Source organism: Lentzea rhizosphaerae, from assembly GCF_042649515.1.
GTDB classification, from domain to species: Bacteria; Actinomycetota; Actinomycetes; order Mycobacteriales; family Pseudonocardiaceae; genus Lentzea; species Lentzea aerocolonigenes.
This window is the reverse complement of sequence record NZ_JBHRZI010000004.1, coordinates 14,265-34,349: the sequence shown is the minus strand read 5'-3', so window position 1 is coordinate 34,349 and position 20,085 is coordinate 14,265. Positions and strand designations below refer to the sequence as shown.

At 70.0% G+C, this 20,085-nt stretch carries 16 protein-coding genes; 9 read left to right on the top strand and 7 right to left on the bottom strand.

All coding sequences use genetic code 11. The features are described 5' to 3' along the window. The first annotated feature begins 280 nt into the window (after window positions 1–280). Window positions 281–2,113, top strand: a complete 1,833-nt coding sequence (locus ACFOWZ_RS01815) for a DUF1996 domain-containing protein (protein ID WP_382367576.1) — start codon at window positions 281–283, stop codon at window positions 2,111–2,113. 37 nt (window positions 2,114–2,150) lie between these two features. Here the strand turns inward: ACFOWZ_RS01815 and ACFOWZ_RS01810 are convergent, their stop codons facing one another. Genes ACFOWZ_RS01810 through ACFOWZ_RS01800 form a run of 3 tightly spaced genes read right to left on the bottom strand, consistent with a single transcriptional unit; the run spans window position 2,151 to window position 4,859 of the window. After that, complete coding sequence (locus ACFOWZ_RS01810) at window positions 2,151–2,921, bottom strand: ESX secretion-associated protein EspG (protein WP_382367573.1); 771 nt, start codon at window positions 2,919–2,921, stop codon at window positions 2,151–2,153. Further along, window positions 2,918–4,456 carry a hypothetical protein gene (locus ACFOWZ_RS01805; protein WP_382367570.1) on the bottom strand — a complete coding sequence of 513 codons (1,539 nt, stop codon included), beginning with the start codon at window positions 4,454–4,456 and terminating at the stop codon, window positions 2,918–2,920. Before ACFOWZ_RS01805 ends, ACFOWZ_RS01810 begins: the two co-directional genes overlap by 4 nt. Window positions 4,457–4,469: 13 nt before the next feature. Beyond that, a complete protein-coding gene (locus ACFOWZ_RS01800) occupies window positions 4,470–4,859 on the bottom strand; it encodes a hypothetical protein (RefSeq protein WP_382367567.1) in 390 nt (129 codons plus the stop codon). 72 nt (window positions 4,860–4,931) lie between these two features. Between ACFOWZ_RS01800 and ACFOWZ_RS01795 the strand changes: the two genes are divergently transcribed. Then, complete coding sequence (locus tag ACFOWZ_RS01795; protein WP_382367564.1) at window positions 4,932–7,640, top strand: AfsR/SARP family transcriptional regulator; 2,709 nt, start codon at window positions 4,932–4,934, stop codon at window positions 7,638–7,640. On the opposite strand, the gene ACFOWZ_RS01790 is transcribed toward ACFOWZ_RS01795, so the two are convergent. From ACFOWZ_RS01790 to ACFOWZ_RS01780, 3 genes are all read right to left on the bottom strand, one after another. Then, window positions 7,632–9,728, bottom strand: coding sequence for a carbon starvation CstA family protein (locus ACFOWZ_RS01790; RefSeq protein ID WP_382367561.1), 2,097 nt, complete (start codon window positions 9,726–9,728; stop codon window positions 7,632–7,634). The two genes, ACFOWZ_RS01795 and ACFOWZ_RS01790, sit on opposite strands and share 9 nt — an antisense overlap. An 86-nt stretch (window positions 9,729–9,814) precedes the next feature. Next, window positions 9,815–10,144, bottom strand: a complete 330-nt coding sequence (locus ACFOWZ_RS01785; protein WP_382367558.1) for a hypothetical protein — start codon at window positions 10,142–10,144, stop codon at window positions 9,815–9,817. Next, a complete protein-coding gene (locus ACFOWZ_RS01780) occupies window positions 10,141–10,341 on the bottom strand; it encodes a DUF3311 domain-containing protein (RefSeq protein ID WP_382367555.1) in 201 nt (66 codons plus the stop codon). The genes ACFOWZ_RS01785 and ACFOWZ_RS01780 overlap by 4 nt, the downstream gene beginning before the upstream one ends. Window positions 10,342–10,458: 117 nt before the next feature. Between ACFOWZ_RS01780 and ACFOWZ_RS01775 the strand changes: the two genes are divergently transcribed. From ACFOWZ_RS01775 to ACFOWZ_RS01760, 4 genes are all read left to right on the top strand, one after another. After that, complete coding sequence (locus ACFOWZ_RS01775) at window positions 10,459–11,940, top strand: sodium:solute symporter family protein (protein WP_382367552.1); 1,482 nt, start codon at window positions 10,459–10,461, stop codon at window positions 11,938–11,940. Further along, window positions 11,937–12,476: an RNA polymerase sigma factor gene (locus tag ACFOWZ_RS01770; RefSeq protein ID WP_382367549.1), complete on the top strand. Its 540-nt coding sequence runs from the start codon at window positions 11,937–11,939 to the stop codon at window positions 12,474–12,476. The genes ACFOWZ_RS01775 and ACFOWZ_RS01770 overlap by 4 nt, the downstream gene beginning before the upstream one ends. Next, window positions 12,469–12,714 carry a hypothetical protein gene (locus tag ACFOWZ_RS01765; RefSeq protein WP_035913164.1) on the top strand — a complete coding sequence of 82 codons (246 nt, stop codon included), beginning with the start codon at window positions 12,469–12,471 and terminating at the stop codon, window positions 12,712–12,714. The genes ACFOWZ_RS01770 and ACFOWZ_RS01765 overlap by 8 nt, the downstream gene beginning before the upstream one ends. 135 nt (window positions 12,715–12,849) lie before the next feature. Next, complete coding sequence (locus ACFOWZ_RS01760; protein WP_382367546.1) at window positions 12,850–15,930, top strand: family 78 glycoside hydrolase catalytic domain; 3,081 nt, start codon at window positions 12,850–12,852, stop codon at window positions 15,928–15,930. Window positions 15,931–16,000: 70 nt separating this feature from the next. On the opposite strand, the gene ACFOWZ_RS01755 is transcribed toward ACFOWZ_RS01760, so the two are convergent. Next, a complete protein-coding gene (locus tag ACFOWZ_RS01755) occupies window positions 16,001–17,011 on the bottom strand; it encodes a LacI family DNA-binding transcriptional regulator (protein WP_382367543.1) in 1,011 nt (336 codons plus the stop codon). 167 nt (window positions 17,012–17,178) lie between these two features. On the opposite strand from ACFOWZ_RS01755, the gene ACFOWZ_RS01750 reads away from it, so the two are divergent. Genes ACFOWZ_RS01750 through ACFOWZ_RS01740 form a run of 3 tightly spaced genes read left to right on the top strand, consistent with a single transcriptional unit; the run spans window position 17,179 to window position 20,073 of the window. Beyond that, window positions 17,179–18,396 (top strand): sugar ABC transporter substrate-binding protein, encoded by a 1,218-nt coding sequence (locus tag ACFOWZ_RS01750; RefSeq protein WP_382367540.1) that lies wholly within the window; start codon window positions 17,179–17,181, stop codon window positions 18,394–18,396. Next, window positions 18,320–19,282 (top strand): carbohydrate ABC transporter permease, encoded by a 963-nt coding sequence (locus tag ACFOWZ_RS01745; RefSeq protein ID WP_382367537.1) that lies wholly within the window; start codon window positions 18,320–18,322, stop codon window positions 19,280–19,282. Before ACFOWZ_RS01750 ends, ACFOWZ_RS01745 begins: the two co-directional genes overlap by 77 nt. After that, window positions 19,279–20,073 carry a carbohydrate ABC transporter permease gene (locus ACFOWZ_RS01740; protein ID WP_382367534.1) on the top strand — a complete coding sequence of 265 codons (795 nt, stop codon included), beginning with the start codon at window positions 19,279–19,281 and terminating at the stop codon, window positions 20,071–20,073. The genes ACFOWZ_RS01745 and ACFOWZ_RS01740 overlap by 4 nt, the downstream gene beginning before the upstream one ends. The last annotated feature ends 12 nt before the right edge of the window (window positions 20,074–20,085 follow it).

Here is a 20,085-nt window from a genome sequence, read left to right as displayed (position 1 = left end):
AGGTCGGTGGTCACGACCTCACGACTCGGGGCAACGCGTCGGTGTGGTCCTACGTGGACGAAACACGGGTGGGTGCCTGCTCCGGGTGACAGCGTTGTCGGTCACCTGAGGTTACCGCCTGGTGCGGTTAGAGTGATCTTCACGGCCTCATGAGCGGAAAACGCTTGCTACCAGAACGGGTGCGAAGTTCTTACCGAAGTGAGACGTACAAGATTCAATTAATCCGAGTAGCCGTCTCGCACGTACTCCTGATCATGCACGGCATGAGCGAGGAGGACGAATGACACACCGCGAAGCCGACAGACGGAAGTTCCGCCTGATCGCCTCGTTGGCGGCGGTGGCCGTGGTGGCCGCAGGCACCGCCACCGTGGCGCTGGCCGCCAAGAACGGTGACCCGGCGCCAGTTGGTGCGTTCGTGCCCATCGAGAAGGTGGCCGCCAACGTTGTGAACCCGAAGGTGCAGAACGGTGGCGCCAGCGGTGTGTTCACGGTTGACTGCGGCACCAACGAGAACGGCAAGTTCAGCGCCGACAACCCGGTCGCGCAGCCCGGTCTCAAGCACGGCGCGCAGCACGTCCACGACTTCGTGGGCAACCTGTCGATCAGCGCCGACTCGACCGACGAGAGCCTCGAGGACTCGGACACCACCTGCAAGAACGGGGACAAGTCGTCCTACTTCTGGCCGGTCGTGCGCATCAACCCGAAGGCCAACGTGAACTCGTCCGGCTCGAACCCGGACAAGATCAAGGAGGCGGGCCCGGCCGAGATCGCCTGCCCGTCGGTCAAGGACCGGCTGCCCGCGGTGCCCCAGCAGGCCAAGGACGAGGTCAACAGGAACCTCGAACTGCTGGACAAGCAGGTCAAGGAAGCCAACGACCGGGTGGCGCGCAACGAGAACCCCGGCGACCCGAACTTCGTGAACAACGCGATCCTCGGCCCGCTGCGCAGCAAGCGCGTGGCCACCGTCGACCGGATCGCGATCGCCATCGGCCGTTCGGCCAAGAAGCCGAACCTCACCTCGCTCGTCGAGTGCGACCTGCGGTTCGGCCACGGCGGCGCGGGCCACGGTGACCACAACAAGCCGAAGAAGTTCTCCGGCCAGGCACTGGCACAGGCACAGGGCCAGGGCCAGGGCGACAACGCCACGCCCACGGTCAAGTGCCCGTCGGTGCGCGGCGAGCTGCCCGGCATTCCGGACCAGGCGGTCGAGGAGGTGGACCGCAACCTGGCGCTGCTGGACAAGCAGATCGCCGAGGCCAACCAGCGGATCGTGACCACCAAGGGACAGGGTGGGCCGAACTTCATCAACAACGCGATCCTCGGGCCGCTGAAGGACAAGCGGGTCGCGACGCTCGACCGGATCGCCATCGCGATCGGCCGCAACGCCGAGAGGCCGCAGGGCCTGGAACGCCTCGCCCCGTGTGCTCTCAACGATGACGGCGGCAACAACGGCGGCGGCGGTAACAACAACGGTGGCAACAACAACGGCGGGAACAACAACGGCGGGAACAACAACGGTGGCGCCAACAACACTCCGCCGCTCGCCGCACCGTCCGGCAAGGACCTGGAGCTCGTCGGCAACAACGGCAAGATCGTCCGCCCGGCCCAGGTGAAGATCGAGTACCGCGGCAACGCGACCAGCAAGGTCACCGCGATGCCGAAGTTCCTCAAGATGATCGTCGGTGACGCCAAGCCGACCAGCCGCGGTCCCGCCAACGCCCGTGCCACGTGGACCTGCAGCGGGTTCGAGGACCGGCTGTCGGACAAGTACGTGATCTGCCCCAACGGCAGCCAGGTCATGCGCGTGCACAACTTCGCGGGTTGCTGGGACGGTCAGAACACCGACAGCGCCAACCACCGCGACCACGTCCGGTTCGCGGACCAGAAGAGTGGCGCGTGCCCGAACGGCTTCAAGGCGATCCCGCAGCTGCGGATCAGCATCTCCTACAACATCCCGAAGGACGTCCAGGAGAAAGGCCAGTACCAGCTCGACGCCTTCCCGGAGGAGAACCACAACCCGTTCTCGGACCACAACGACTACGCGAACGTCAACTCCGAGCAGACGATGGCGCAGATCGTGAAGTGCGTGAACGACGGGCGCAAGTGCTCCTGAACGAAGTAGAGGTGGCGGTGCCTCCCGCACCGCCACCTCACACCGTCGTGAGCACCGAGTCGATGCGGTGGGCGATGCGCTCGTTGTCGGCGGGGGCGAGGCTCAGCCAGCCGTTCTCGCTGACCATCAGGTAGCGGCCCTGGAGCGTGTCGAACCAGTTGATCACGACGTGGGAGCGGTCCGCGGTGAGCTGCGTGCTGACGCGGCTGACGCCGAACTGGCCACCGCGGACCCGCCCCGTCGCCAGCTCGGCGACGACGGTGGCGTCCTGAGAGGACAGACCCGCCTGCTCGAGCGCCTGGCGTTCGTCCAGCTCGTCGTCGCCCCACAGGTCTTCGGACTCCGGAGCGTCCTCGTGCAGCTGCACGGCCGTCTGCAACGCGTCGAGCGGCACCGACAACCCCGCGCCCGGCCCGGCGTCACCGTCGGGCAGCACCTCCACGACGGACCTGGCGAGGCCGGTGGGCCGGATCTCCAGCACCCCGACCTGGTCGCCGTCGATGACCACCAGCGCCGCCTCCTCGCCGGTCGACACGGCCAGCGCCCGCACCGTGCGGTCGTAGTGGCCGACCGCGTCCACCGCGACGTCGTGTTCGGACAGCAGGTGCAGCAGGGCGGCCAGGTGCTGGTCGTACAGCAGGCCGCGACTCGCGAGGTCGTCGCGCACGTCGTGCTCGATGTTCCTGCGCTCGGACTCGGTCGCACCGAAAGCCGGCACGTCCAGCGGGTACGGCAGTCTGCCGAGCTCGTGGTGCCGCCACAGCACGGCGAGCTCGGCCTGGGTCAGCGTGAAGTCCGGCGCGATCACGGTGACGGCTCCGGTGACGGCTTCTTCTTCGGCTTGGCGCCGCCGATCACCGAGGGCGGCAGGTTCTCGCCCGGCACCTCGAACAGGTCACCGGCCATCAGGTACGACGCCGCGCGGTGCTCCTTGTCCTCCTCGCCCTTGCCGGACGCCGGACCGCCCATGGGTCCGCCGGCCGCTCCCTGGCCCGCGCCGGCCGCCGCCGCGGCACCGGGCCCGACCCCTCCGGCGGGCACGGGACCGCGGCCCTGCGAGGTGACGCCCGCGGCGCCACCAGCCTGCATCGGCGCGCCACCGGACTGGCCGCCGGACGTGAACTGACCTGCGGGGAAGCCACCTCGGCCCGCACCGCCACCACCTCCGCCACCGAACCCACCAGAGCCGCCAGGCCCCGCGGTCACGCCGGGACGCGCACCACCGCCCGCCCCGCCGGAGCCGGTGGGACCCGTGGTGGTCGGGCGCGCCGCCGAGTGCGGATCGGCGTTCGGCACGGGACGCGCGGCACCAGGCGTGCCGGTCGACGTGCGCGGCGCGGTGCCGGACGTGCCGGTCGACGTGCGCGGCGCGGCACCGGACGTGCTGGTCCGCGGCACGCTCTGCGGAGGCGTCCACGGCGGCACCCCGTACGACACCGGCCGCTGCTCGGCCGGTGCGGAGTACCCGCCCGCACTCGGAGCGCTGTAGCTCTGCGGCTGGTAGCTCGGCGCCGACGCGGCGGCCACGGCCGTGCCGTCAGCGGGGGAGTGGTGCGCGGCCGGTTGGTACGAGGGCTGCTGGATCTGCGGGGCGGGACTCCCGGAAGGACCCGAGTACGTCGCGGCCGGAGCCACGGGCGGCGCGCCACTCGGAGACGGCGGCGCGCTGGAGTCCGGAGTGGACTGCGTGCCGACGACGGGCGCACCGGAGGCGCCACTGAGCGACGGGCCGTCCGTGGACCGCAGCATCATCGGCTGCGGTGGCTCCTCCGCCTTGCCCGTCACCGGGTTGTACGGCGCGGTGAACGCAGGCGTGGAGGCGTCGATCTCGTGTGACTGCTTCTCCATCGTCTCCATGACGGTCACGGCCTGCTCGTGCGCCGCGCGTGCCTTCTCGCTCGCGGCCTGGATGTCGGCCGCCGACGCGGTGAAGCCCGCGAGCCCGGGGTCGCCCTGCCCGCGCGCGGCGGCGTCGAGGGTGAAGTTGGACGGCTCCGGCATGGTGGCCCTGGCGGTCGCCATGATCCGGCCCTGGGCGGCGACCCTGTCACCGACCTCGACGGCGGTCTTCGCGGTCAGGGTGATCCACTCCGCGAGCCCGCGGATCGCGGCCCGCGCGCCCTCGGCGGCCGCACCGGTCCAGCCGGACTCGCTCGCCGCCACGCGCTTCGTGATGAGCTGCGCCGACTCGGTCAGCTCCGCGCCGAACTGGGCCCACTCGGAACCGATCTCGCCCGCCTGGCCCGGATCGTTGAAGTGGTGGACCGAGTCGTACAGCTCGCGGTGGGAGCGGGCGGCCCAGTTCTGGGTGGCGCGCAGCACCAGGTCGTTCTCCGGGAGCATGGCAGCCTCTCGTTCAGCCGTGCTTGCTGATGTCGGTCGTGGCGTCCGTGTCGACCTGGACGTAATTGCGGATCGCCGTGCTGACCGCCTCGTGCGTTTGTTCCAGAACGGTGCGATAGGCCGTCATGACACTCACGAATGAGTGAACTTCGCCGTCGGCGCGGTGTTCGAACTTGTGAGTCATCGCCTGACCGACAGGATTGGCACCCAACGGTGCGGGGCGTGCGAGCCTGCCCGCGCGCTCGAGCCAGGAGTCGACCTGGTCGATCTGCTCGCGGAGGGTTTTGCGCAGTTCCTCGCCTGTCGCAGGGTCGAGCGTAACTTGCCCGGAGGTGACGCTGTTATTAAGAGCGACGGCCTTTCCATCGGCAGGCGGCGGCGACTGCGAGTCCACGAGGTACATGGCCCGAGCATTGGCGCACCCGCCAACGCCCGGCCAACGTGCCACCAATGTTGCTGACGGAAGTTCACCACGATGCGTGTCAACCTCCTCGGGACGGTCGAGCTGGTGCCGGCAGGCGACGAGCCCGTGCTGCTCGCCGCCACGAAGCGGCGTGCGGTCCTCGCGGCGCTGGCGCTCGAGCTCAACCGCGTCGTCTCCGGCGACCGGCTGCTGTCGCTCGTGTGGGACGGTGCACCGCCACCGCAGGCCAAGGCCGCGTTGCAGGGCCACGTCGCCCAGCTGCGCAAACTCCTCGGCTCCACCTTGGACCTGGTGACCCGCGCCCCCGGCTACGCGCTCGTGGGCGCACGGCACGAGGTCGACGTGTTCCGGTTCGAGGACCTGGTGGCCGGCGCGTGGCAGGCCGACGACGAGACGGCGGCGGAGAGGCTGACCTCGGCGCTGGAGCTGTGGCGCGGGCCGTTCCTCGCGGACGTGCCGGGCAGGCGGCTGCACGAAGCCTACGAGGCGCGGCTCGAGGAGCTGCGGCTCACCGCCGTCGAGGAGCTGGGCGCGCGGCTGGTCGAGCTCGGCCGCGCCGGGCAGGCGGTGACGAGCCTGAGGGCCGCGGTTGCTGATCATCCGTTGCGCGAACCGCTCGTGGCGAGGCTGATGCTCGCGCTGCACCGCACCGGACGGCAGGCGGAGGCGCTGGACCTCTTCGGACGCACCCGCGCGCAGCTGGCCGACGAACTCGGCGTCGACCCCGGTCCCGAGCTGCGGGCCGCGCACCACGCCGTGCTGACCGACGACCCGTCCCCGCGTCCGTCACGGACGTCCGTCCAGGCACCGGCACAGCTGCCGCACGAGCACCGCGGCTTCGTCGGCCGCCACACCGAGCTGTCCGTGCTGGACGGACTGCTCGCCGACGCGGGCATCGGCCTGCTCGCCGGTCCGCCCGGCGTCGGCAAGACGGCCCTGGCCCTGCGGTGGGCGCACCGCGTGGCGGACAAGTTCCCCGACGGCCAGCTGTTCGTCGACCTGCGCGGGTTCGCCGAGCGCAAGCCGCTCGACGTGAAGACCGCGCTCGTGGGTTTCCTGCGCGCGCTCGGGGTGGAGAACGTGCGCCTGTCGGGCGGCCTGGACGCGCTCGCCGCCCAGTACCGGTCGCTGCTCGCCCAGCGGCGGATGCTCATCGTGCTGGACAACGCCCGGTCCGTGGAGCAGGTGCGGCCGCTGCTGCCCGGTTCGCCGCGCTGCCTGGTCCTCGTCACGAGCAGGCACGGACTCGACGACCTCGTGGTGACCGAGGGTGCCGTCGTGCTCGGCGTCGACACCCTCGACGACCGCACCGCGGGAGAGCTGCTGGCGGCGGGGCTCGGCAGGCACCGGACCGAGCCGGAACCGGAGGCGATCGCGGAGCTGATCGGCCTGTGCGACGGGCTCCCGCTCGCGTTGCGCATAGTGAGCGCACGCCTGGCGTCACGTCCGCGGTGGACGATCCAGGCGCTGGTCGACGAGCTGCGTGACGAGCAGAGCAGGCTCGCGGCGTTCACCCTCCCCGAGGAGGGCCGCGGCGTGCAGTCGGCGCTGGCGGTGAGCTACCGGGAGCTGCCGGAAGGCGCGGCGCGGACGTTCCGCAGCCTCGGCCTGCACCCCGGCACCGACATCGACAGCTACGCCGCGGCCGCGCTGCTGGACGTGAACGCGGGGACGGCGCGCACGCACCTGCGCACCGTCGCGTCGGCGAGCCTGCTGCACGAGTCCACGCCGGACCGGTACGTGCGGCACGACCTCGTGCGCCTGTTCACCCGGCAGCTCGTCGCAGGCGAGGACAACCAGGAGAGCGTGGACCGGCTGCTCGACTACTACCTGCACGTGGCGGACGCCGCCCGTGCGCTGCTGTCCGAGCAGCCCGAGCCGGTGACGACGCCGGTGCACCGCCCGGTGAGCTTCCCGGAGCTCACGTCCTACCGGTCGGCGATGGAGTGGTTCGAGCTGGAGGAGCACAACCTGCGGCTCTTGCTGGACGCCTCCGACCAGCGGCGCACGTGGCAGCTGGCGTTGTGCCTCGACGCGTTCTACGCGCAGAACGGCAACCTGGTCGACCGGGTGAAGGTGTGCCGCACGGGTCTCGCGGCCGCTCACGGCGACCGGGAGGCGGAGGCCCGGCTGCTGGTGAGCGAGGGCGCCGCACTCGCCGACCTGGGCGAGCTCGAGGACGCCGTGCGCGAGTCCGAACGCGCCGTGCGGCTGGCCAGCGGCAAGATCGAGGGCATGGCCAGGGCGAACCTCGGCTACTGCCTCGCGGTGACCGGCAGGTTCGCCGACGCCCGCGAACGGATCCGGGAGGCGTTGGAGATCACCCGTGCGACCGGTGACCTCCGTGCGCAGGCCGCCGTGCTCGACCGTCTGGCGAACGCGTTGCTGTGTCAGAACAAGGCGGCCGAGGCGCTCGTGCCCGCGAGGCAGGCGTTGGAGGTGCACGCGAGCCTGCCGCTGTCCGCCGCGCACGCCGCGGCGCTGTACACCGCGGGGTCCGTGCTGCGGGCGACCGGCCAGACCGAGGCGGCGCTGCGGACGTTCCAGGACGGCCTGTGCCTGGCCGACCGGGTCAGGGACCTGCGGCACGTGGCGTTGTTCCACCTCGTGATCGCGGAGCTGCAAGGCGACGAGGAGTCGGCGGTGGCGCACCGCGAGGCGGCGAGGTCGATCCACCGCCGGCTCGGCGTGGTGGAGCTGCCGGCGTCGCGCCGGGCCTCGGACTCGGAGACCCGGCGCACCGAACACCGTTCATCGTGAGGTGAGGTCTGCCAGCTTCGGTGGTGCGGGCAGAGCCGATGCCACGTAAGGCGTTTCGGTCGTGGGCGGTGTCGGGCCGAGAAGAGCCTTGCGCCACACTCGCATCGCGTCGAGGATCACGACGATCACGAGCAACGCGAACACCGCCGCGAGCACACCGTCCACAGTGGAGTTCGTGATGATCGCCTCCATCTGGTCGGTGTTCTTGGCCGGTGCGAGGAGCTTGCCCTGGGCGAGCGCGTCGGCGTACTTCTCCCGTTGCGCGAAGAAACCGAGCTTCGGGTCGGAGCTGAACACCTTCTGCCAGCTGGCCGTCAGCGTCACCGCGACGTCCCACGCGAGCGGAACCCCGGTGACCCACGCCCACTTCACCCGGCCGCTCTTGATCAGCAACGTGGTGCAGACGGTGAGCGCGATGGCGGCGAGGAGCTGGTTCGCGATGCCGAACAACGGGAAGAGCTGGTTGATCCCGCCCAGCGGATCGCTCACGCCGGCGTAGAGGAAGTATCCCCACGCGAGCACGACGGCGGCGCTGCAGATCCACAGTCCCGGCCGCCACGACACCCGCGCGAACGGCTTCCACACGTTGCCCAGGCCGTCCTGCAGCATGAACCGGCCGACCCTGGTGCCCGCGTCCACCGTGGTGAGGATGAACAACGCCTCGAACATGATCGCGAAGTGGTACCAGAACGCCTTCATCGCGTCACCGCCGAGGAACTCCGAGAAGATCTCGGACATGCCCACGGCGAACGTCGGCGCGCCACCGGTGCGGGCGACGAGCGTGCTCTCCTGCACCGCGGCCGCCGCGGCCTGCAGCTCGGCCGGGGTGATGGTGAAGCCGAGCTGGGTGACGGCCGCCGACGCCGACTGCACGGTCGTGCCGACGAGACCGGCGGGGGAGTTCATCGCGAAGTAGATGCCGGGATCCAGCATGCACGCGGCGATCAGCGCCATCACCGCGACGAACGACTCCGCGAGCATCGCGCCGTAGCCGATCAGGCGGACCTGGGACTCCTTCTGGATCAGCTTCGGCGTGGTGCCCGAGGCGATCAGCGAGTGGAAGCCGGACAGCGCGCCGCACGCGATCGTGATGAACACGAACGGGAACAGCGACCCGGCGAACACCGGTCCGGTGCCGCTGAACGCGAACTCGGTGAACGCCTCCGTCTTGAGAACGGGCGCGGTGACCAGAACACCCACCGCGAGCAGCACGATGGTGCCGATCTTCATGAACGTCGACAGGTAGTCGCGCGGGGCGAGCAGCATCCACACGGGAAGGACGCTCGCCACGAACCCGTAGCCCACCAGCCACAGCACGAGGGTCTTGGGTTCGAGCGTGAAGAACCCGGCCCAGCTGGAGGTCTGCACCCAGCCGCCCGCGACGATGGCGATGAGCAGGAGGACCACGCCGATGACGCTCGTCTCGACGACCCGGCCGGGCCGGATGACCCTCAGGTAGAACCCCATGAACAGCGCGATGGGGATCGTCATGGCGATGGAGAACGTGCCCCACGGCGACTTCGCCAGCGCGTTCACCACGACCAGCGCCAGCACTGCCAGCAGGATGATCATGATGGCGAAGACGCCGACGAGCGCCGCCGCGCCACCGATCGGCCCGATCTCGTCGCGGGCCATCTGACCGAGGCTCTTGCCGTCGCGGCGCATCGAGAAGAACATCGTGACCATGTCCTGCACCGCACCGGCGAAGATCACGCCGACGATGATCCAGATCGTGCCGGGCAGGTACCCCATCTGCGCGGCGAGCACAGGACCGACCAGCGGGCCGGCGCCGGCGATCGCGGCGAAGTGGTGTCCGAAGAGGACACGACGGTCGGTGGGCTGGAAGTCCACGCCGTCGTCGAGCCGTTCCGCCGGAGTGGCGCGGGTGTCGTCGACCTTCAGCACCCGCTTGGCGATGAACTTGGCGTAGAAGCGGTAGGCGATCGCGTACGAGCCGAGTGCCGCGGCGACGAGCCAGACCGCGGACACGTTCTCGCCCCTGGACAGCGCGAGCACCGCCCAGGCGACCGCTCCGATCGCGGCGACGACCGTCCACACCAGGACGGATCGCAACCTGGTCTTGTTCATGGAACTCCTTGTCAGCGTTGAAAAGGGTGTGCGAGTCCGGCCGGCCGCACTGAGCTCGCGGTCGGTTCTTCCGGTGTGGTGTCAGGTCAGGCCGGCGGCAGACGCCCCATGCAGGCGCGCAGGCCCGCGTCCGGTGGCAGGTCGGTCGTGAACCAGCGCATCGGGCCGATGCGGCGGCAGCTCACGGTGACGTCCCGCGCGGCCAGATGTGCCCAAGCCGTGGGATGGGCGTAGACGGCGTCGTGCGGTGTCGCGTCGACAGGTCGGAGTTTGCGGTGCAGTTTGCCGCGGCTCATCACGCGCACGGAGAACTCACCGGAGTCGGCGCAGCACAGTCCGGTCACGTGCCAGTCGACGACGACCACCTCGTGCGGACGGAGTGCGTTGCGTGCCAACGCGTCCAGCAGGAACGTCACGAAGTCTCCCGGTGCAGCCACAACGCCACGGACAGGCACAGAACGGTGACGATGAGGCATCCGAACTGGTACCAGTAGAAGAAGGGAACGCCGGCCAGGCGGGGTTCGGCCCGTGCGTACAGGGGCACCGCCATGGCCGTGAGGCAGGGCAGCACCAGCAGGACGACCGTGGCAGGCCTCGAACTTCGCAGCCGCACCTTCGCACCTCCTCGAGCGTGTTTCCCATGAGTTGCGCGGGTGACGCGTTCGGTTTACACAGACGCGGAATTTTTTCTCGCGTATGTTGCGCCGGTGCCCGACGAGGAGGACGAGTCGTGACCGGAGTCGACGTGCCCGCGCTGCTGACGTTCGCGGCCGTCCTCGTGCTGACCTCGGCCGTGGCGGTCGCCGCCCGCTGGTTCTACCGCGCCGACGTGCTGCCGACGCCCACGGACTGGGCGGTGGCCGGGCGCCGGTTCGGCACCGTCACGACGTGGTTCCTGATGGGCGGCACGATCTACACGGCCTACACGTTCGTCGCCGTGCCCGGCGTGGTCTACGCCGAAGGTGCGATCGGGTTCTTCGCGCTGCCGTACACGGTCATCGTGTACCCGCTGGCGTTCTGGTTGCTGCCGAAACTGTGGCGCGAGGCCCGCGACGTCGGCGCGGTCACGATCGCCGACGTGGTGCGGGTGCGGTACGACTCGCCCGGCCTCGCGCTCGCCGTCGCGTTGACGGGGATTCTCGTGACCATGCCGTACGTGGCCCTGCAGCTGCTCGGTATCCGCACGGTGCTGACCGTGCTCGGCGTCTATCCGGCGGGCATGACCGGTGACGTGATCCTCGGCGTGGTGTTCGCCGTGCTGGCGGTCGCCACCTACCGCAACGGGCTGCGCGCGGCGGCGGTGATCGGGTTCCTCAAGGGCGTGCTGGTGTTCGCCGCCATCGTCGTGATCATGGTGCTGCTGGGACCGCCCGACCGGCTGTTCGCCGAGGCCGAGCGGCGTTCGACCGGTCCGCCGGACCTCGTGTCGGCGGGCGTGGACGGCGGCGTGGTCACCACCCACCTCGATCCGGGGCTGTCGACGGCGTACGTGACGCTCGCGGTCGGCTCGGCGCTGGCGTTGCTGATGTACCCGCACGTGCTGACGGCGGCGTTCGCGGCGCGGGGCGAGCAGGTGCTGCGCCGCAACTCCGTGGCGCTGCTGGGGTGGACGGCGTTGCTCGGCCTGTTCGCGTTGCTCGGGGTGGCCGCGCACGCGCTGGGGGTGGTCGTCGCGCAGGGCAGGGCCGAGCTGGCGGTGCCGACCATGATCACCCAGCTCATGCCGGGCTGGGCCGCGGGTGCGGTGTTCGGCGCGTTGGCGATCGGAGCGCTCGTGCCCGCGTCGATCATGTCGGTGGCCGCGGCGATGTTGTTCACCCGCAACGTCTACGTGGAGTACGTGAACCCGAACACGACCCCCAAGCAGCAGACGTCGATCGCACGGTTCGTGTCGTTGCTGGTGAAGTTCGGTGCGCTGGGGTTCGTGCTGCTGCTCGCCGCGCAGGACACGATCAACCTGCAGCTGCTGGGCGGCGTGTGGGTGCTGCAGACGTTCCCCGCGGTGGTGCTCGGCGCTCTGACGCGTCGCCTGTCGCCGGCGGGAATGCTGGCGGGCTGGGCCGTGGGGATGCTGACGGGCACGCTGCTGGTGACCTCCGGCGGGTTCTCGGCCGTCGTGGTCCTCGGCGGGTTCCAGGTCTACGCGGCGGTGATCGCGTTGGCAGTGAACCTGGTGGTCGCTTTCGCGGTGAGCGCGGTGTGGCGCCGGTGAACGAGGACCTGCCGGACACCGTCGAGGCGCTCGCCGCCCGTGACGCCGACCGGGAGGCGGCGCTGGCCGGCCTGTTCCACCGGCACCACCTGGAGCTCGTGCGGCTCGCGACCCTGCTCGGCGCCGAGTCCGACGCCGAGGACGTGGTGGCGGACGCGTTCTGCGAGCTGCACCGGGGCTGGAAGAGGCTGCGCTCGGAGCAGGCGGCGCTACCCTATTTGCGTGCGGTCATCGTGAACCGGGTCCGGATGCGCGTGCGGCACCTGCAGGTCGTGCGCAAGCACGTCGAGTGGGTGCGGGAGGACGTGGCGTCCGCCGAGTCCCAGGCCATGGTGCGCGACGACCAGCGCGCGTTGGTGGAGGCGTTGCGCTCGTTGCCGGAGCGACAGCGCGAGGCGTTGGTGCTGCGGTACTGGCTGGGGCTGAAGGAGGCGGAGATCGCGGAGGCGATGGGCATCAGCGCGGGCGCGGTCAAGGCGCACACCGCGCGCGGCATGGCGAAACTGGGCAAGGTGCTGGAGGGGCAGGATGACTAGCAGCGAACAACGGCTGGAAGAAGCCCTCCGCCTGGTCGCCTCGGAGGTGACCACGTCGCCCGGCGCGTACCGCGAGGTGCAGTCGCGGTGGCGTCGCAAGGAACGCCGCCGCCGGTTGATCGTCGCGTCGCTGGCGACCGCGGTCGTGCTCGCGACCAACGGGATCGCGCTGTGGGCTTTGAACGACGCTCGGCCGGACCAGCACATCATCTTCACGGATCCGACGCACACGCGTTGATTGAAGCGTTTCAACCTGATGTCCGGTTGTGGACAGGCTTCCACTGAACGTCTTGACGCATGTTGCTGCGCGCAACACGCTGGCTGTCGCCTCAGGAATTGAAACGTTTCATCCAGCGACGAAGGTGGAGACGACGTGCGGCGACGGTTGTTCCTGAAGACATCGGCAGTCGGGCTGTCGGCGACGGCGGTGCCGGTCGGGGTGGCGCAGGCTTCGGGGGAACGGGCGAGCGGGTTGAGGGTCGAGCACACGACCGTGGAGTACGCGGAGACGTTGCTGGGGACCGACGTCACGGCGCCGCGGCTGGGCTGGGTGCTCGCGGCGGGTGGCACGGGCGCCCGGCAGACGGCGTACCAGATCGAGGTCGGCACCGCGCCCGGACGGTCGGACGTCTGGCGGTCCGGGCGGGTGAACAGCGATCGCACCAACGGTATCGCGTACGCCGGCCCGGCGTTGCGACCGCGCACGCGTTACCACTGGCGGGTCCGGGTGTGGGACGGCTCGAACCGCGTTTCGGCGTGGAGCACGAACCACTGGTGGGAAACCGCTCTGCTCGGCACGCCGTGGCAGGCGCGCTGGGTCGGCGCACCGGACACGTCGATCGGCTTCGACGGCGCGTCGTGGATCTGGTCGGCCTCGACACCGCCGGAGAGTCGCTGGTTCCGCACCGCGCTCGACCTGCCGGCGGACGCGGTGCGCGCCCAGCTGGTCGCGACCGCGGACGACGATTTCACCTTGTACGTCAACGGATCCGAGGCGCTGCACGTCCCCGAGCAGGTCGACGTCTGGAAGGTCGGCCAACGCGCTGACGTCACGCGCCTGGTGAGCAGGCGGATCGTGCTGGCGGTGCGGGCGACGAACCGGTCACCCGGACCGGCCGGGCTCCTGCTCAAGCTCGTCGTCGATCTTCCCGGCGGTCGGCGCCAACTCGTCACCGGGCCGGGGTGGAAGGTCGCCGAGACCGAGCAGCCGGGCTGGCAGACACCGGGTTTCGACGACTCCGGATGGGCCGCCGCGACCGTGCTCGACCCGTACGGGCAGGGGCCGTGGGGTTCGCAGGTCTCCGTCGGAGAGCAGCCGGCACCCTTGCTGCGCAAGGAGTTCCGGTTCAGCAAGCCGGTCAGCCGCGCGCGGCTCTACGTCAGCGGACTGGCCTACCACGAGACCGAGATCAACGGCCGCCGCGTCGGTGACCGCGTCCTCGACCCCGGCTTCACCGACTACGACAACACCGTCCTGTACGCGACGCACGACGTCACGGCGCTGGTTCGCCCCGGCCGCAACGCGATCGGCGTGACGCTGGGCCGCGGTTTCTACGGCATGAAGACGCCGAACGTGTGGCACTGGGAGCGCCCGCCGTGGCACGACGAGCCGAAACTGCTGGCACAGCTGGAGATCGACCACCCGGACGGCACCCGCACGACCATCACCTCCGACGACTCGTGGCGCCTGACCGACGGTCCCACGCTGTCGAACTCGCTCTACACCGGTGAGACCTACGACGCCCGGCTCGCCCCGCGCGACTGGACGAAGCCGGGTTTCGACGACTCGAAGTGGCGGGCCGCACCGGTCAGGCCCGCGCCGAAGGGCACGCTGAAAGCCCAGGAGCACGAACCGATCCGCGTGGTCGAGTCGGTGACGCCGACCGTCACCTCGCCCAAACCCGGCGTGTTCGTGGCCGACATGGGCCGCACGATGGCGGGCTGGACGCAGCTGACGGTGAACGCGCCGGCGGGCACCGTGGTCCGGCTCAAGCACGGCGAGACGCTGAACTCCGACGGCACCGTGCACATGGACAACGGCCACGTCACCGGCAACCGCATCCAGCTCGACGAATACGTCAGCGCCGGCCGTGAGGAGACGTGGGAGCCGAAGTTCTCGTACAAGGGCTTCCGGTACGTCGAGGTCACCGGCCTGACCACAGCGCCGAAGCTCATCGGCCGAGTGGTGCACTCGGACGTGCCGCAGGTGAGCACGTTCCGCTGCTCCGAGCCCCTGTTCGAGCAGTACGACACGGCGATGCGCCGAACCGTCCTGAACAACCTGCACGGCATCCCCACCGACACCCCGACCTACGAGAAGAACGGCTGGACGGGCGACGCGCAGGTCGGCGCGCCGTCGATGCTCGCCGAGTTCGGGATGGCGAAGTTCTTCACCAAGTGGCTCGGCGACCTCGCCGACAGCCAGGACGCAGCCGGCCAGCTGCCGGTGATCGTGCCCAGCGGCGGCTGGGGCTACCGCGAACTCGCCCCCGCGCCCGAGTGGACGACCGTCTACCCGTTCGTGCTGCGCGAGATGTACCGGATCTACGGCGACGACCGCCTCCCCGCGCAACACTGGCCGGTGCTCACCCGGTACCTGGACTGGGAGATCGGGCGGCTGCGCGACGGTCTGGCGGTCACCGCGCTCGGCGACTTCCTGGCGCCGGGCACCGGCGGCCTGCCACCCGAGGACACCAGGCTCACCGCCACGGCCTACCTCTACCGCGCCCTGCTGCACACGGCCGAGCTGGGTGACGTGATCGGCAAGCCGGTTCCGCGCTATCGCGAGGTTGCGGGTGCGTTGCTGGCGGCGTTCAACAAGGCGTTCCTCGATCCGAGCGGCTACTACCGCACGGCCAAGGACCCGGACTACCGGCAGACGTCGAACGCGATCCCGCTGGCGTTCGGCATGGTGCCCGCCGGTTCCGCCCAGGCCGTGGCGGACAGGCTCGCCGCGGAGGTGAAGGCGAACGGCAACCACGTGAACGTCGGCTGCCTGGGCGCGAGCGTGCTGCTGAAGGCGTTGAGCGACAACGGACACGCCGACACGGCACACGCGATGGCCGCCGAGCGGTCGTATCCGAGCTGGGGACACTGGTTCGCGAACGGCGCCGACACGATGTGGGAGATGTGGGACACCGGCACCCGCTCGCGCAACCACTACTTCAAGGGCACGGTCGCCCAGTGGCTGTACGAGCACGTCGCGGGTCTGGTGCCGGGGGATGCGGGCTACCGCACGTTCACCGTGAGGCCCAACGCCACCACGGGGCTGTCGTGGGCGCGGCTCGAGTTCGAGAGCGTGCGTGGACGCATCGCCGTGGCGTGGGCGAAGGTCGACGGCCGGCTGCGGCTCACCCTCGACGTACCGGTGGGATCCACCGCTCAGGTGCACCTTCCCGGCGAGCCGGTGAAGTCGGTGCCGCACGGGCGATGGACCTTCAACGCGAAGGCGTGACCGAGGTGAGTGCTGGTTCGCGACCTGAGCCCGACACCGGCACAACCCCAGCCCGGCGGCGCCGCCGGGCTCACCCCCTGCGGCGCGCCCCCGTGCTCGACCGCAACGTGATCGGCGGCGCCAGCATGCTGTTCCGCGGCGCCGTCCCACCGTCGATCTGCTCCAGCAGCAGGTCCACCGCCATCCTGGCCATGTCACCGGCCGGCACGTCCGCGGCCGTCAGCGGTGGGTGGAAGTCCTCGGCGAGGCGGTCGGCGATCACACCGGTCAGCGAGAAGTCCCGTGGCACGTCGAGGCCCGCGCGGTGCAGGCCTCGCTGCACGCCGGGCAGTGCGGCCTCGTTGATCGTCACCGCCGCGGTGACCGAGGGCCAGCGGGCCCTGATCTCCTCGACGCACGCCACGCCCGCGGCGGGTTCGTCGGCGCAGCACACGGTGTAGCCGTTGATGCCGCAGGCCGCGGCCGTGTCGGTGAACGCCGTCGTCGCGCGCAACGCCGGGCCGTAGCCCGCGGCCACCAGTTCGGCGGAACGGTTGATCAGCACCACGTCGGTGTGGCCGAGGTCGGCCAGGTGGCGGACGCAGCGGGTGATCAGGCCGCCGTAGTCGACGTCGACCCACCAGGAGGCCGCCGGGTCCTCCACGTGGCCGATCGTCACGAACGGCAGGCCCGCGCTGGTCAGGCGGTCGACTCTGGGGTCCTGCAGGAGGATCTCCATCAGGATCAGGCCGTCGACGCGGCGGCCGGCGACGATTCGTTCGAACGACCTGTCGTGGTCGCCGCCGCTCGGGGACAGCAGCACGTCGTAGTCGTGGGAGGCGGCGGACTCGACCACGCTCGCGACGAACGCCAGCTGGACGTCGGTGAGCCTGGTGCTCGCGGGCGGTATCGCCAGGCCGAACGTGCGGGTGCGGCCCTCGGCCAGTGCGCGGGCGCTGGCGTTGGGGCGGTAGCCGAGCTCGGTGATGACGTCGTTGATGCGCTGGGCGGTCGCGGTGGACACCGGCCGTTTGCCGCTGAGGGCGTACGACACGGTGCTGCGGGACACCCCGGCCCGTTTGGCGATCTCTCCGATGTTCATGCGCGCTTCCCGTCCCCGGCCCACTCGGGGAACCGGTTCGACTGCACAACATCGTAGAACTTCGCCTCTTGCACGACCTCAGTGCAGCCGATTACGTTGACGCCCACTTCACAAATCGAACCGGTTCGACCTCTTGTCGCCAGCGCAGCCGCAAGGAAGGACCCCCGATGTCTCCCACCTCTGTCCCCACCAGACTGCTGGCCACGTTCGGTCTGGTCGCGCTCGTCGCGGCGTGCTCGTCCGCGCCGACCACCGCGACGACCCCGGACACGTTCTCCGTCTGGGACCCGTACCCGCAGTTCACCGCCGAGTCCGACTGGGTGAAGACGATCGAGAAGTGCGGGACCGAGGCCGGCGTCAAGATCCAGCGCCAGGCCTACGACACCACCGACCTGACCAGCAAGGTCCTGCTCGCCGCGCAGCAGCGGACCGCGCCGCAGGTGCTGGTGGTGGACAACCCCGTCGTGTCGACGCTCGCGGAAGCGGGGGTGCTGAAGACGAACGAGGAGGCGGGGCTCGACGCCGAACAGGTCTCGCCGAACCTCGCCGCCGCCGGGTCCCTCAACGGCCAGAACTTCGGTGTGCCGATCGGCGCGAACACCCTGGCGCTCTACTACAACAAGGCAGTGCTGTCCGGCGCGGGCGTCGACCCGGCGTCGGTCAAGGACTGGGACTCGCTGAACGCGGCGCTGGCGAAGGTGAAGGCCGCGGGCAAGAAGGGGATCACGTTCTCCGCGATCGGCACCGAGGAGGGCACCTTCCAGTTCCTGCCGTGGTTCTGGGGCGCGGGCGGGTCGCTGACCGACCTGCCGTCCGGGAAGACGGCGCTCGAGCTGTGGAAGTCGTGGCTGGACAACGGTTACGCGCCGAACTCGGTCGTCGGCAACACCCAGACGACCAGCTGGCAGGAGTTCGCCACCGGCGACTACGCGTTCGCCGAGAACGGCACCTGGCAGCTGGGCAACGCGAAGAAGACCGGGTTCGAGTACGGCGTGATCGCGATTCCCGGCCGCACCGGCGGAACCGCGCCCGCGCCGACCGGGGGTGAGTTCGTCACCGTTCCCGTGCAGGACAACAAGGACACCGAAGCGAAGGCCGGCAAGATCGCCACCTGCCTCACCGCGCCGGACAAGGTGCTCGCCGCGGACACCGCGCTGACCTACATCTCCGCCGTGCCTTCCGTGCAGCAGCAACAGGTCTCGGCGAACCCGGAGCTGAAGGTCTGGGTCGAGGCGGTCAAGAACGCCAAGGGCCGCACCGGGGACAACCTCGGCACGAAGTACCCGAAGATCTCCCAGCCGCTGTGGGGTGCCGTGCAGGCCGCTCTCACCGGGGCCAAGGCGCCGGAGGCGGCGCTGCGGGACGCGCAGGCGTCGGCGAAGTAGGTTGCCGGTGCGTTCTAGGCTCGCAGGCTGGGCCTTCCTGGTCCCGCTCGTGGCGTACCTCGCGGTGTGCTACGCGTATCCGCTGTTCACCAACCTCGACCTGAGCGTGCGCGGGTACACCGTCCGCTCGTTCGTCCACGGCGGTGCGCCGCTGGTCGGGTTCGCCAACTACCTCACCGTGTTCGGCGACCCGACCTTCCGCTCGGCGTTGCTGAACACGGTGCTGTTCACGGCGGTGTCCCTGTTCTTCCAGTACGCGATCGGGCTCGCGGCAGCGCTGTTCTTCGCCCGCGGCTTCCGGCTCTCGGCGACGCTGCGGGCGTTGTTCCTCGTGCCGTGGTTGCTGCCGCTGATCGTCTCGGCGTCGACGTGGGCGTGGCTGCTCAACAGCGAGTCGGGTCTGGTCAACGCAGCCCTGAAGGTCGTGGGGCTGGACCCGGTCAACTGGCTGACCTCGCCGGACTTCTCTCTGGTGTCGGTGACGATCGCGAACATCTGGATCGGCATCCCGTTCAACCTCGTCGTGCTCTACAGCGGGCTGCAGAACATCCCGCGCGAGGTCTACGAAGCGTCCGCTTTGGACGGTGCGAGCGGCTGGCAGACGTTCTGGCACGTCACGTTCCCGCTGCTGCGCCCGGTCTCGGCGATCACCCTGCTGCTCGGGCTCGTCTACACGCTCAAGGTGTTCGACGTCATCTGGATCATGACCAAGGGCGGCCCGAGCGGGTCGTCCACCACCCTCGCGACCTGGTCGTACGAACTGGGCTTCGGCAACGCGCTGCCCCGCTTCGGACCCAGCGCCGCCGTCGGCAACGTGCTCATCCTGATCGCCGTGGTGGCCGGGCTGCTGTACATCCGGACGCAGCGCAGGCAGGAGCTCTCATGAGGACCGCGGTCGGCGTACTGCTGACGGCACTGATGCTCTTCCCCGTCTACTGGATGATCAACGTGTCGCTCACACCGATGAGCGACATGCGCAAACCGCCCAGCTTGTACCCCGTCCATCCCACGACCGAGGGGTACGAGCGGGTGCTGCGCGAACAGTTGCCGTACCTCGGCACCAGCCTGCTCGTGGCGCTGGGCACGGTCGTGCTGACTCTGGCACTGGCGGCACCGGCCGCGTACTCGCTGGCCAAGCTCCGCCCCGCCGGTCGGCGGACGCTCGGCTTCCTGCTGCTGGTCGCGCAGATGATCCCCGGAATCATCATGGCGCTCGGCTTCTACGGCATCTACGTCAAGCTCGGCATCACGAACACCGTGTGGGGACTGGTTCTCGCGGACTCGACGATCGCGGTGCCGTTCGCCGCGCTGATCCTCACCTCGTTCATGGCCTCCGTGCCCGACGAGGTGTTGCAGGCGGCCAGGATCGACGGCGCCGGGCCGTGGCGGTCGTTCGTGTCGATCGTGCTGCCGTCGAGCCGCAACGGCCTGATCACCGCCGCGCTGTTCTCGTTCCTGTGGGCGTGGTCGGACTTCCTCTTCGCCGCGACCCTCGACTCCGGCGGCCGGATGCAGCCGCTGACTCTCGGCATCTACCGCTACATCGGCAACAACAACCAGGAGTGGAACTCGATCATGGCCACCGCCGTGGTCGCGTCCGTGCCCGCGACGGTGCTCATCGTGGTGGCCCAGCGCTACGTCGCCGCGGGTGTCACCTCCGGTGCCGTCAAGGACTGAAAGGAAAACCCT